The 12,279-nt window shown below is 44.4% G+C and carries 14 protein-coding genes and 1 tRNA gene; 10 read left to right on the plus strand and 5 right to left on the minus strand.

The genetic code is table 11. The annotated features are described in order from the left end of the window. Positions 1–60 precede the first annotated feature (60 nt). The 7 genes from HGH91_RS07925 to HGH91_RS07955 all read left to right on the plus strand — a co-directional run bounded on the left by HGH91_RS07925 (position 61) and on the right by HGH91_RS07955 (position 5,809). On the plus strand, positions 61–726 hold the full coding sequence (locus HGH91_RS07925) for a YceI family protein (RefSeq protein ID WP_168737947.1): 666 nt from the start codon (positions 61–63) through the stop codon (positions 724–726). A gap of 82 nt (positions 727–808) precedes the next feature. After that, positions 809–1,096, plus strand: coding sequence for a 2TM domain-containing protein (locus HGH91_RS07930; RefSeq protein WP_168737948.1), 288 nt, complete (start codon positions 809–811; stop codon positions 1,094–1,096). Between the two features lie 33 nt (positions 1,097–1,129). Next, positions 1,130–2,944 (plus strand): AMP-dependent synthetase/ligase, encoded by a 1,815-nt coding sequence (locus HGH91_RS07935; RefSeq protein ID WP_168737949.1) that lies wholly within the window; start codon positions 1,130–1,132, stop codon positions 2,942–2,944. Between the two features lie 57 nt (positions 2,945–3,001). Then, positions 3,002–3,073: transfer RNA gene (locus tag HGH91_RS07940), tRNA-Arg, on the plus strand. Between the two features lie 432 nt (positions 3,074–3,505). Next, positions 3,506–3,997: a hypothetical protein gene (locus tag HGH91_RS07945; RefSeq protein WP_168737950.1), complete on the plus strand. Its 492-nt coding sequence runs from the start codon at positions 3,506–3,508 to the stop codon at positions 3,995–3,997. Positions 3,998–4,009: 12 nt separating this feature from the next. Beyond that, positions 4,010–4,849, plus strand: coding sequence for a hypothetical protein (locus tag HGH91_RS07950; protein WP_168737951.1), 840 nt, complete (start codon positions 4,010–4,012; stop codon positions 4,847–4,849). Positions 4,850–5,152: 303 nt separating this feature from the next. Then, the gene (locus HGH91_RS07955; protein ID WP_168737952.1) at positions 5,153–5,809 is read left to right on the plus strand and encodes an alpha/beta fold hydrolase; all 657 of its coding nucleotides are present in this window, start codon (positions 5,153–5,155) and stop codon (positions 5,807–5,809) included. Here HGH91_RS07955 and HGH91_RS07960 read toward each other — a convergent pair whose 3' ends face one another. Beyond that, positions 5,810–6,454: a NeuD/PglB/VioB family sugar acetyltransferase gene (locus HGH91_RS07960; protein WP_168737953.1), complete on the minus strand. Its 645-nt coding sequence runs from the start codon at positions 6,452–6,454 to the stop codon at positions 5,810–5,812. Positions 6,455–6,646: 192 nt separating this feature from the next. Between HGH91_RS07960 and HGH91_RS07965 the strand changes: the two genes are divergently transcribed. Further along, positions 6,647–7,723, plus strand: coding sequence for a DegT/DnrJ/EryC1/StrS family aminotransferase (locus HGH91_RS07965; RefSeq protein WP_168737954.1), 1,077 nt, complete (start codon positions 6,647–6,649; stop codon positions 7,721–7,723). A 96-nt stretch (positions 7,724–7,819) separates the two neighbouring features. Here the strand turns inward: HGH91_RS07965 and HGH91_RS07970 are convergent, their stop codons facing one another. Both HGH91_RS07970 and HGH91_RS07975 read right to left on the minus strand, forming a co-directional pair. Then, positions 7,820–8,761, minus strand: a complete 942-nt coding sequence (locus HGH91_RS07970) for a polysaccharide deacetylase family protein (protein ID WP_168737955.1) — start codon at positions 8,759–8,761, stop codon at positions 7,820–7,822. Next, positions 8,761–9,159: a DoxX family membrane protein gene (locus tag HGH91_RS07975; protein WP_168737956.1), complete on the minus strand. Its 399-nt coding sequence runs from the start codon at positions 9,157–9,159 to the stop codon at positions 8,761–8,763. Before HGH91_RS07975 ends, HGH91_RS07970 begins: the two co-directional genes overlap by 1 nt. 85 nt (positions 9,160–9,244) lie before the next feature. Between HGH91_RS07975 and HGH91_RS07980 the strand changes: the two genes are divergently transcribed. Next, complete coding sequence (locus HGH91_RS07980; RefSeq protein ID WP_168737957.1) at positions 9,245–10,090, plus strand: AraC family transcriptional regulator; 846 nt, start codon at positions 9,245–9,247, stop codon at positions 10,088–10,090. A gap of 57 nt (positions 10,091–10,147) precedes the next feature. On the opposite strand, the gene HGH91_RS07985 is transcribed toward HGH91_RS07980, so the two are convergent. Further along, entirely contained in the window at positions 10,148–10,429 is a 282-nt protein-coding gene (locus HGH91_RS07985) for a hypothetical protein (RefSeq protein ID WP_142684896.1), read from the minus strand. A 144-nt stretch (positions 10,430–10,573) separates the two neighbouring features. Between HGH91_RS07985 and HGH91_RS07990 the strand changes: the two genes are divergently transcribed. Beyond that, positions 10,574–11,161, plus strand: a complete 588-nt coding sequence (locus HGH91_RS07990) for an SMI1/KNR4 family protein (RefSeq protein WP_168737958.1) — start codon at positions 10,574–10,576, stop codon at positions 11,159–11,161. Here HGH91_RS07990 and HGH91_RS07995 read toward each other — a convergent pair. Next, entirely contained in the window at positions 11,149–12,144 is a 996-nt protein-coding gene (locus HGH91_RS07995) for an AraC family transcriptional regulator (RefSeq protein WP_168737959.1), read from the minus strand. The genes HGH91_RS07990 and HGH91_RS07995 overlap by 13 nt on opposite strands. Between the last annotated feature and the right edge of the window lie 135 nt (positions 12,145–12,279).

The raw sequence follows: 12,279 nt of genomic DNA on the forward strand, positions 1-12,279 counted from the left end.
AAACATTGGCAAGCGTCCCCGAATCAAGGGGCGCTTGTTGTTTAAAGCCTATATGTATTTATGAGAAAACTGCTATCTGTCATTTTCGTTGCCACCTGCTATACCATGGCATGTGAGCAGGCGCCCAAAGCTGATAAAGCTACGATTACCGAAGCACAGACCGTGCAACCCGGAACAGGCAATGCTTATCTGCCCGACACGGCCGCCAGCCGGGTGGAGTGGGTAGGTACCAAACCTACCGGCAAACACCATGGTATCCTGAAACTGGCAGGTGGTGCGCTCTACGCACAAGACTCCGTTATTACCGGCGGACAGTTTATCATCAATATGAACTCCCTGCAAGATGTTGACCTGGCGCCCGATACCGCCATGCAACACAAGCTGGAAAATGAACTGAAAGGGCAAATGTTTTTTGACGTTAAAAAATATCCCCGTGCCATTTTTGAAATTACCCGCGTAACGCCTTTTCAGCCAGCAGCAGGCGAGTTACCTACGTTAAAAAATGCCACTCACACGATCAATGGCAACCTGACATTGAAAGATGCTACCAAAAACATTTCCTTCCCGGCCATCATCAGTTTTAGTAAGCACCAAATCAGGGCAGTGGCCAACTTCAATATAGACCGCACCCAATGGGGAATCAGTTACCGGGCCGACAAATCCCTGCAGGATAAACTGATCAACTCACAGGTAAATATTTCCTTCGATATCAGTGCCACCCGTTAAGTTCGCTTTTCGTTTTTTTCTACGCGAAGCCAATAAAATATTTTAAATTTAGTATCACCACTACTACTTAAAACTGACCGCGATGGAAACTTCCCAAGAACGAGATGAGCGACTATGGCGCATAGCGAAAGCCAGGGCCAGATTTAAATCTCATCTCATTATCTACCTTGTTATTAACCTGGGATTATGGGCCGTTTGGTTTCTGACAGACAGTAATAAATTGCATGGCACCCCCTGGCCCGTGTGGACATCGCTGGGATGGGGTATTGCACTCGGTTTTCAATACTTCAACGCCTACCATAAAGATCCTTATGGCGACGCGCTGAAAGAATATGAAAAACTGAAAGAACAACAACATACGCGACCCTGATATCATTGAACTAAAACGAAATTCGACAGCTATATGGATCAACCGCAGCGACTATTTGACGTGATTGCTTACCAACTTACCAACTATCCCAAAACAGATATGTTGGCCGGTAAAGAAAACGGGGAATGGAGAAAATACAGTACAAAGGAAGTAGCGGACATTACTCTCCGGTTTAGTTCAGGCTTGCTCAAACTAGGCATCAGAGCGGGTATTAAACATAATGAAGAAAAAGATAAAATAGCCATTATTTCACCTAACCGGCCGGAATGGCTGCTCACCGACCTGGCGGCACAGCAGCTGGGCGCGGTGCTCACCCCCATCTATCCGACTATCAGTGAACACGAACTGGCTTATGTACTCAACGATGCAGAAGCGCGCATTCTTTTTGTGAGCGACAAAGACCTGCTCGACAAAGTAACCGCACTGCGTGATCAATTTCCTACCATCCGGGAGATCTTTACCTTCAACAAAATAGAAGGCGCCCGCCACTGGACGGAAATACTGGACATGGCCAACGAGGCTGACTTTGCACAGATAGAGGAAGGAAAGAAAAATATTTCACCCGAAGAACTGGTCACCATCATTTATACCTCCGGTACCACCGGAACGCCCAAAGGCGTAATGCTGAGCCATCACAACATTATGAGCAACGTGCTGGCCTGTAAGCCCTACCTACCGGTAGACAACGATGCCAAAGCCCTGAGTTTCCTTCCCCTGAACCATATTTTCGAAAGAATGGTGACTTACCTGTATCTCACCACCGGCGTACCTATTTATTACGCTGAAAGTATGGATACCATTGGGGATAACCTGAAAGAGGTAAAACCAACCATTTTTACCACCGTACCCCGGTTACTGGAAAAAGTATATGAGCGGATTATGGCCACCGGCCTGGAGCTCAAAGGCATTAAACGGGCTTTATTTTTCTGGGCGGTAGACCTGGGCAAACGATATGAAATCAATAAAAACCAGGGCGCCTGGTACAACCTGCAGCTTAAACTGGCTAACAAACTGATTTTCAGCAAATGGAGAGCTGCTTTGGGAGGCAATATCCAGGCTATTGTGAGCGGCGCGGCCGCCTGCCAGGTGCGCCTACTCAAAATCTTTACAGCTGGCGGTATTCCCATTATGGAAGGCTATGGGCTTACCGAAACATCGCCGGTAATCAGCGTCAACCGCATTACGGTGGAAGACCGTATGTTTGGCACTGTAGGCCCCATTATCAGCGGCATTGAAGTAAAACTGGCAGAAGATGGGGAAATCCTCTGTAAAGGTCCCAATATCACTATTGGCTACTACAAACGCCCCGATCTTACCGCCGATGCCATCAAAGATGGCTGGTTCCATACCGGCGACATAGGTGTACTCATTGATAACAAATTCCTGAAGATCACCGATCGCAAAAAAGAATTATTCAAAACCTCCGGTGGCAAGTTCGTAGCGCCTCAGCCTATTGAAAATAAGTTCAAGGAGTCGCCCTACATAGAACAAATCATGATAGTAGGCGAAGACCGCAAGTTTACCGCCGCCCTGATCGTTCCTTCGTTCTCCAATTTGCGGAACTGGGCTCAAAAACGCGGCATTACGACCAATTCCAACGAAGAATTGTTGAAACACCCGGATGTACAGGACCTTTTCAAACAGGCAGTAGAGAAGTACAACCAATTCTTCAACCACATTGAGCAGGTAAAGAAATTTGTACTGCTCCCCAAAGAATGGACCGTGGATGGCGGCGAACTAACCCCCACCCTGAAAGCCAAACGAAAGGTAATACTGGAGAAATACAAAGCGGAAATTGACGGTATTTATGCCCCTGCCAATGGGAAAGTAGATATAGAAAGTCTTTAAATATTAATTTAAAACCCTTACTTTTGCCACCCGATCCCGGAATCGGGATGATAGAATGGCCTCATAGTTCAATGGATAGAATAGAAGTTTCCTAAACTTTAGATACAGGTTCGATCCCTGTTGAGGCTACGAAGAACATTTAAACGCTCGATTTCAGCTTTACTGGAATTGGGCGTTTTTCTTTACTGCACGTGAAGTTCGAAGAAAAGAGAGGTAAAAAGAGTAAAGCGGAATTAAGCCCCAATATCCCCAAAGCCTTCCCAATTTTGCCCCGCAGAACAGTTACACGGTTCATTGCACAATCATTCCTTGGCAAGAGCTTCAGTACATGTTAAGAAATGTTAAGGTCTGGCTAGTGTTTTCTGATATATAAAAGACATCTATAAAAACGGATTAGCTATTTACGTAAATAACCAAACTAGATAGGTTAATAAAAAATATTATGCCTGGTGAAAATAAAAACATCTAACTTAAGAGAGTCAGATGATATCGTAACACATGATATGGGCATCTCTCTGAAACCCACGATAAGTAAGTGAAAACGACAATAAAAAACAAATTATGATCAAGTCCATTTTACCCAAAGTAATGACAGTATTCTGTTTATCGCTATTTTTAAATAATTCAGCAAGCAGCCAAACTTCAACGCCACAAAAACAAAACCTACCATCCAGTACTCCAAATTCTAGCACTGATCTGGATGGGTATCCTGTGCCATATCTATTACCAGAAGGTGTTACATCTGGAACTCAGGAATTTACATGGTCTGTTGCCGAGCATATAAATGGATTATGGGTGATTAAATCGAAGGAATCAGTTGATGTAGGAAGCAAAATTACAAGTATTACTCATATAAGTTCCTGGCTAGAGGGCACCGTCATCGGCAACTACTCTGAAATTGCAAAAGAAGGCTTTGGTCTATGTGGCTGCCCCTCTGTTACAGTTAGGATAACTGGACAAATTGCAATCACCCTTTGGGGAAACCCTGTTGGACGTACGTATTCTAATACTCGTTTGTTTGCACTTGAAAAACTTACGCAAATCGTTGAGTAACATTATTATTAAATGAGAAAAAAAATATTCGTTTTTCTTGGTGTCGGTTTACTCTTTATTGCACCTTTGTTGCGGGGATTTAACAATAGGGAAACCGGTTTCAGAACATATAATTCCGAAAATGACAATGAGATAGTAATATCCTACAAAATAACTATTACTTTTCAAGGTCAAAAATTAGTAATGGGAGACACTATTTATTCTCGTGGTGATTTCATGTTGGAACCCTTGCATACCATAAAAACCGAAGATGCTATTGTAATAGATTCTACGGGTAAGACAATACGAAGTTCAAGCAAGTCAACTGTAGAAGTTAATCCCAGTGCCTATTACCTCACTTCCATCAGCAAGAAAGCAGGTATGGCATTTGATTCGAGCGTAGCGCCGAAAGTGACCAGGAGCTACACAAACGACAATAAACAATTAGGCTATGGCTTTTCTGATGAACCTTTTCTGACAAGTAGCAAAGGTCTTTTAGATAATCTGGAGAAAGAGAAAGATACCATTATTAACGGTCAGCGTTGTACCATTTTTTTATGCGTAAAAGATATTGCGACAACCGCAAATAACAAGCCTGATGTATCAAAGAAAACTAAAATTATAATAAACAATGAACAGCAGGAATTTTGCTACTCTTTTATAAGTAAAAAAATTTGCAACCAGTTTGGAGGATCAATTGTCTATATGGAAAGCTCCTTTGCTAGTGGATTGCATGCGATCATGCAATTTAGTTATAAGAAAGGATTTACGCCAAGAGAGAAGGTTTCGATGGATAAGTATGTTAGCTTATACAATGCAAACCTACATTTGCTTGACACTTTAAAAACCAGAACAGGAAAACGTGGATTGTAACTCGGAAGCGCTTTCTGTGTCCTAGTTACTAATATTTGCTAAGGTGTTGAATGTACCAGATGCAGAAAATGTAGCTCTTAACAATAAGTTCTTTAAACTTGCAATCGCAAAGGGGCCATTCGCCAAAACCTAAACCCGACATTGAAATGAAATTTACAAAAAATTAAATATCAATTAATTATAAATCATTCAAATAGCCCCAATGAGGCTACAAAGAAGCCTTGCAATTTATGGATTGTAAGGCTTTTTTATTTGCGGACCCTAAGAAAGTATATTTGTACATGATTTAATTTTGCTCTCATCATGAAAACACAATCCTTCACACTCACCGTCTCCCCCTCCGTAGGCACGGTTTCAGCCAAATACATCGCACCAGATAAACCTGCCTGCATCTTTACACTCGCACATGGAGCAGGAGCCGGAATGGACCATTCGTTTATGGAAACATTGGCTACTGCTCTTGCCCAGGCAGGCATTGCCACCCTGCGGTTTAATTTCCCCTTTGCGGAAAATAAAAAAGGCCGGCCTGATGCTCCCGCGGTGGCCCACGAAACAATAGCGGCGGCCATTGCAAAAGCGCAGGAATTGCATCCAAAGCTACCACTGTTTGCTTCCGGTAAATCTTTCGGGGGAAGAATGAGTTCCCAGTATCTTGCCATGCATCCGGAAAGTGCTGTTAAGGGCATTGTTTTCTATGGATTTCCGCTTCATCCATCCGGCAAGCCTGGTACCGAACGTGCCGAACATCTGAAAGCACTCAAAATACCAATGCTTTTTTTACAAGGCAGCAAGGATACGCTGGCCACCTGGGACCTGATTGAAACCGTATGTCGATCTTTGCGAAAAGCTACGCTGGTAAAGCTGGAAGGAGCTGATCATTCTTTCAAGGCCGGGAAAAAAGATGTGATGTCGTTGTTAGTAAGTGAAACTAAACAGTGGGTGGAGAAAGTGCTGAAGTAACTACCGTTTCACCAGCTTTCGCACTGGTACGCCTGTATACACCCCTTCTTCCAAAATATCTTTCACCACTATGCCTCCCATGCCGATGGTTACGTTGTCTGTAATCTTCACTTTTTGTCGTACGGCGGCATTGGTACCAAAATACACCCCATTCCCAAAATGGCAGTTGCCGCTGATATTTACGCCGGGGGCGGTGGTAAAAAAATCGCCGACTATGCAGTCGTGGCCCAGGGTGGTGTGATGATTGAGCTGCGCGTGTTTCCCAATTTTTGCATTGAGGCTAACGATGGCCCCAGGAGTGATGATGCTACCTTCTCCTATCTCTACTTGCCGGGAAATATAGGCGGTAGGATGGATGATGGTGGCATAGGTGGTATCAACGGGCAGTTTGTCGACGATGCCTTTTCTTACCGCGGGGTCAGCGATGGCAATCACCACGTCATACAACAAGGCATCAAAAGCAGAAAATGGGATGACAGTTACACCCATTACGGTTGCTTCCGTATGGTATTCATCGTCTACCATGAAGCAGGCAATATCTGCAATCGCCTGCGTTTTATCCATGGTATCCATGATATAGCAAAGTACTTCCCTGCCAAATCCGCCTGCACCCACAATGCATATTTTCTTTTTGTTGCCCGTCATACTTTTCCTGTTGATAAGATAACTGAAGATATTTAGGATTTAAATGTATGAAAATTGCAGAATAGTAACTATACAACATTTAATCAATAATTTATATATAAATATTTTCCACTACCCGTATTTTATACACAATCTTTGTACCTTCACTCATCCCGACAATTATAAATTCGAGGGATTTGTAATATAAGCCAGATGATACCAGTAACTAAACCCTTTCTTCCACCGAGAGAAGAATACAATAAATATCTCAACGATATATGGGACCGGCAATGGCTCACTAACCACGGGCCTTTGGTAAATGAGCTGGAGAGCAGTCTTAAAAGGTACCTGCATGCATCTAACCTGCTGTTCCTTTCCAACGGAACCATTGCCATTCAAATAGCTATTAAAGCACTCGATTTAAGTGGGGAAGTGATTACGACGCCTTTTTCTTATGTGGCTACTACCAGCACGATTGTTTGGGAGAACTGTAAACCGGTGTTTGTTGATATCGATCCGCTTACTTTCAACATCGATCCTGACAAGATAGAAGCCGCTATTACCGAAAAGACAACCGCCATCCTGGCTACCCATGTTTTCGGGAATGCCTGCAACATAGACCAGATACAAGCCATCGCAAAAAAGCACCAGCTAAAAGTTATTTATGATGCCGCTCATTGCTTTGGAAGCCTGTATAATGGCAAATCTGTTTTTGAATACGGCGACATCAGCACCTGCAGCTTTCACGCCACCAAAATCTTTCATACGGTAGAAGGAGGTGCGGTATTTACTACGCAACCTGAACTGATTGACCGCATGGCATTGCTTCGGAACTTCGGCCATACCTCTCCTGTTACCTTTGACGGTATCGGCATTAACGCGAAAAACTCTGAATTCCATGCTGCCATGGGACTGTGCTGCCTGGAGCATATGAACGAAATTTTCAAAACGCGCAAAGCTCAATGGCATCGGTACCAGGCAGCCTTGCAGGAATCCAATAAAGTGCAGCTGTTGACCATCACCAAAGGATGCGATTTCAACTGCGCCTATTTCCCGGTGGTATTTGAAAGTGAAGCCGTGTTGCTGAAAGTGATGGCAGCGCTCAATTTGCAGTACATACAGCCAAGAAGATATTTCTTTCCATCGCTCAACACTATCAATTATGTAGATAACAATAGTTGTCCAAACTCCGAGTCGATTGCACAAAGAGTATTGTGCTTACCACTCTATCATACCCTGCGGAAAGAAGACCAGGACCTGATCCTGAAAGTAGTCCTGAAAAACATATAAAGGAAAGATCAAAGTGCCAGTCACTTTGATCTTTTTTATACCGGTCAGAAAATAACCAGGCGGCCAATACTGGCCTACCTGGTTACACGGGCGCTTCTATTCTCTGATAGTATGTTTATCTGCCAGGGCCATTTTAGCAATTTCATCTTTCCGTTTAAAGCTTACACCCGCATGTTGCTGCATGTAAGCAAATAATTCGCTGGTGGCTTTTACCATTTGCGGAGATCCTCCTATACGATCGTGAAAACTGATAGACATCATACGGCGGCGGTGAGCAGCTTCTTCATACAACTGATCAAATTCCATTTTTACCTGCTGTAAAAACTGGTCGGTCGAAAACCATTGCCCGGTGATCAGTTGGATATCATTACAACGCAGCGTATAGGGCACCACGGCAAAATCGATGTTATTCACTTTCGTTATAAATGGTTCATCGCGACTGAGATCATCTATGTGATACAAAAATCCCAATTCCTGCAGAATGGTGAGCGTATTATCGCCGCGCCGCAACCAGTTGGCATTGTAGCCCACGGGCATAACACCGGTGGCTTTCTTCACTGCTTCTACCCCGTCTTTAATGAAGCGTTTTTCTTCTTCATAAGACAACATATACTGCGATGACCAATCGCGGCCATGTGCAGCGGCTTCATGTCCACGCTGTACAATTTCCCTGGCGAGCGCCGGGTTCTTTTCCACCGCGCTGCCTACCATGTGGGAAGTCACCTTAATACCGTGCTTGTCCCAGTTATCCAGCATACGGGGGATGCCTTCTTTATAACCGTATTCGTACCAGGTGTTAGCGGGCCAGTCTTTATAACCTTTCGGCATATTCTGTGGAAACGGGCTTTCCGGATGTGCTGGTTGTCCACCTGCTTCAAACTGCATGGATACGGATACTACCAGGCGGGAGCCGTCGGTCCAGCCGGGGCTTTGCTGGCGTTGGGGTGCTGTGGTTGCAGCCATCATACTAACTGGATTTACCATACCGGCCAATCCAACCAGGCCGGCTGTTTTCAGGAATTCTTTTCTTGTAGCCATTATTTTTTAATGAGATGATCAACTGCGATAGTGTTGTACTGGATGAAAGCCAGCAATATGCCGAAGAACGCGGCGTGAATAAGCTGAGAAGGCAGGGCCTCCCAATTTTCTATCATAGCGGTGCCAAATATCAGCAGCACCATTACCAGGCCTCCGCCAATCAGGGATACGCGGGTAAACAGGCCCAGGATGAGCAGCAATCCTATTACAAATTCAGCGATGGGCAATGTATAGCTGAAGGGTACCACCATTACATCGGGCAACATAGACTTCTCAAAACTTTTTACCATCCAGGCGCTGAAGCCGTTTAATTTAGGCAACCTTACCAAACCGTGTCCAAACATACTGGCGGCAACCGCCAGGCGGAGCAAAAAGAATACGATAGCGTTATTTTCCATGAGTGTGCGTTTATACCACAAAGATCAGCTACCGCCCCGGGAAATAATTTGTACATTTTTAGGATCATTCTGTACTTTTACAAGTATGCTACAAGAGAACTTATATCAACCTTTCGAGATAGAATACCGGGAATGCACGGAGTGTCCGATAGACCCTCACAAGCATAATTTCTTCGAACTGGTATATATCGTGGAAGGCAGCGGGATACAGTGTGTCAACAAAAACCAGCTACCTTACAGCCCGGGAAAACTGTTCCTGGTATTTCCGCAGGACTGTCATTCCTTTGAAGTAGCCGAAAGCACCAAATTCTTCTTTATCCGCTTCAACAACATCTACCTGCAAAATCAGCATAAAGATTGGATCCAGCAGCTGGAGTTTATTTTCCAAAATCATAATCACATGCCCGGCTGTATACTGAAGAACAGGAATGATAAACCGCTGGTAAAAGCACTGGTAGAGGCGCTGATACGTGAATTAGTGAATCAACAGGCCTACCACCGGGAAATGGCGCAGCAAATTGTGAATACTATTATTATGGTGATAGCGCGGAATATACTGCTGCAGATGCCCGAACAGCCTAAACATCCGGCCCGGAATGAGGCATCGCTCAATATCCTGCACTACATACATGAACACATTTATGCGCCGGAAAAGTTAAGGGCCGACCAGATTGCGGCACATTTCAATATCTCGCCCTCCTATCTCAGCGAGTATTTCAAACGTAATAATGGCGATACTTTACAACAGTATATTATGCAGTATAAGCTCAAGCTGGTGGAAACAAGGCTGCAGTACAGCAGCATGCGGGTAGGTGAAATTGCGGATGAACTGGGCTTTACAGACGAGAGTCACCTTAACAGGATGTTTAAAAAATATAAGGGGATTAACCCTTCTGCCTTCAGGAAAGAACTGGCTGTACAGGCGAATTAAGCGCATATAAAAAGCGACACCTCTTTGGATGGTGTCGCTTTTTATCGTTCATTATTACTATTCTTCGTCCTCTTCTTCTTCGCCATCATCCTCCAGCCACTCCATGTAGGAGTAGTACCAGTCTTCCAGCTGCTCCAGCAGTTCCTGTTTCTTTTCCGGCGCATTTTTGTAGAACTCTTCTACATTGTCGATTTCATGAATGATGTCAATGTAGGCAGTTTCTTCATCTTCTTCTACACGTTTGGCAAAGAAGCGGGGTTTTTCGGTATGAAAAATATATTCATTTTCCGGATCTGTTACAGGATCATCTGCAATCAGAAATTTAGGTAACTGTGCCATAAAGGAGTTATTTTTTTAATGATGTTGTACGCTTTACAAGAAATACAAAATTATTGATAATTACCTAATAAAAAACATGCAGTGAGAATGAATAAAATTATTGATAAAATTTCACATCTTTATAGTCGTTAAAACCCATACCATATGCAGCAATATTGGATCAGATGGGAGAACTGGATGACTCAGCATGCCCCCAGACTGCTCAATCTCCTTCGTTCCGGCGCTTCTTTTGAGTCGGTGGAGTCGCTTGAAAAACTTATTGGAACGGCATTACCGCCCGCTTTCAAAACCTTTTATGCTATTCATGATGGCCAGCAGAAGGCCAGGGCCGGATTGATAGATGCCGATCAGTTACTCAGTATGGAAGACATTACCGCACAGTGGTATCACTGGAAAGATCAGCTGGATGCCGGCACTTTTACCTGGCGTGACGAGCCTATTCAATCTACGCCGGATACCGGTATCAAAAACGACTGGTGGAATCCCCTATGGATACCCTTTACCAGCGATGGCTTCGGCAATCACCTCTGCATTGACCTGGACCCGGCGCCCGGCGGCAAACATGGACAGATCATCACCCTTTGGCACGATGACAGCCACCGCGCCATTTTAGCGCCTTCCTTTGAAGCCTGGCTGGAGGACTATCTCACGGCACTGGAAAAAGGAGAGTATATTTTCGTTAAAAAATGGGGAATTGTACATAAAGACACGTTCCTGAACTACAACGATTGATAATTAACCGGCGTACTGCCCGTCCACCGCTTAAAAGCCCTTGTAAACGCGCTCAACTCATTGTAACCAAGCATCCAGGAAATATCTTTCAGCGGATAATTACCAGAAGAAATATAATAAACTGCCAGTGAGCGCCTTACCGCATCTGCAATATCCTGGTATTTTACCCCTTCCTCTTTTAGCTTACGCTGCAGGCTACGCGGACTTACATTGAAGTTGGCCGCAATATCGTCCAGCGAAGAAACACCCAGGTAAGAGTTAGCTATCAGGTAATTATAAATCCTGGTTTGCAGATTTTGGGAATCAGATATTGGTTGTGGCATACTGGTTACTTTCTTCAATAAGAGCTCCTGCAACTCATAATTAGCCGTTAAAAGCGGTTCCTCCCAATATTTGATATCAAATACCAGTGCGTACTCCCCGTTGCGCTTTATGGGCTTACACCTGAATACCCTTTCATATTCCGCCGGGTCAGGTACTGTATAGGCCAGGCGCACTGCTTCGGGCGTAATTTTTTCCAGCAACAGCCCGTCCAGTTCATGGATGACCATGACCATCAGCAAGTCAATCAACTGCCGGAAAGCATAGGGCGGCGTGGCGCCATAATCCTGTGCAGGTAACAGCCTTACCGTAAATGCTTTATTACTGCGGCCTATCTCCATGCGTACGAGGTCTGTCACCAGGTGCGTAAGGGCTGCTGCATGCGTAATAGCTTCACCCACCGTAGCGCTACTCTGGATAATTTGTCCCACTATACCCAATGCCGCCGGCTTCAGGGATTCTCCAAAATGCAGCCCAAATAAGGGATCGTTGGTAAGCCGGCTGGCATTCAGCCACAAGTCCTGCAGTTGCTGCGCAGATACCGGCCCTGCGTGCGGCTTTTTCAAGGCGGTGATATCAATGCCCGACAGTTTGCATAGCTGCACCACATCTGCGTCCCGCTGTACGGCGTAAGCGATCATACTTAATACTAGCTGTTTCATGCTGTAAAGGTATTTATCTACCTGGTCATAAAAATCAGGTTGTCGTTAAATGGTAAGTAATTGTCGTGTAAAGGTAAATGATACATCTGCTCCGGGAAGTAGCTTTGCATTATCAATTCATCAACAACTAAAAAC

The sequence above is a fragment of the Chitinophaga eiseniae genome (assembly GCF_012641265.1).
Lineage (GTDB): Bacteria > Bacteroidota > Bacteroidia > Chitinophagales > Chitinophagaceae > Chitinophaga > Chitinophaga eiseniae_A.

Coding starts and splice junctions, on each gene's coding strand:
- HGH91_RS07925 (WP_168737947.1), top strand. CDS start 61: ATGAGAAAACTGCTATCTGTCATTTTCGTTGCCACCTGCTATACCATG.
- HGH91_RS07930 (WP_168737948.1), top strand. CDS start 809: ATGGAAACTTCCCAAGAACGAGATGAGCGACTATGGCGCATAGCGAAA.
- HGH91_RS07935 (WP_168737949.1), top strand. CDS start 1,130: ATGGATCAACCGCAGCGACTATTTGACGTGATTGCTTACCAACTTACC.
- HGH91_RS07945 (WP_168737950.1), top strand. CDS start 3,506: ATGATCAAGTCCATTTTACCCAAAGTAATGACAGTATTCTGTTTATCG.
- HGH91_RS07950 (WP_168737951.1), top strand. CDS start 4,010: ATGAGAAAAAAAATATTCGTTTTTCTTGGTGTCGGTTTACTCTTTATT.
- HGH91_RS07955 (WP_168737952.1), top strand. CDS start 5,153: ATGAAAACACAATCCTTCACACTCACCGTCTCCCCCTCCGTAGGCACG.
- HGH91_RS07960 (WP_168737953.1), bottom strand. CDS start 6,454: ATGACGGGCAACAAAAAGAAAATATGCATTGTGGGTGCAGGCGGATTT.
- HGH91_RS07965 (WP_168737954.1), top strand. CDS start 6,647: ATGATACCAGTAACTAAACCCTTTCTTCCACCGAGAGAAGAATACAAT.
- HGH91_RS07970 (WP_168737955.1), bottom strand. CDS start 8,761: ATGGCTACAAGAAAAGAATTCCTGAAAACAGCCGGCCTGGTTGGATTG.
- HGH91_RS07975 (WP_168737956.1), bottom strand. CDS start 9,159: ATGGAAAATAACGCTATCGTATTCTTTTTGCTCCGCCTGGCGGTTGCC.
- HGH91_RS07980 (WP_168737957.1), top strand. CDS start 9,245: ATGCTACAAGAGAACTTATATCAACCTTTCGAGATAGAATACCGGGAA.
- HGH91_RS07985 (WP_142684896.1), bottom strand. CDS start 10,429: ATGGCACAGTTACCTAAATTTCTGATTGCAGATGATCCTGTAACAGAT.
- HGH91_RS07990 (WP_168737958.1), top strand. CDS start 10,574: ATGCAGCAATATTGGATCAGATGGGAGAACTGGATGACTCAGCATGCC.
- HGH91_RS07995 (WP_168737959.1), bottom strand. CDS start 12,144: ATGAAACAGCTAGTATTAAGTATGATCGCTTACGCCGTACAGCGGGAC.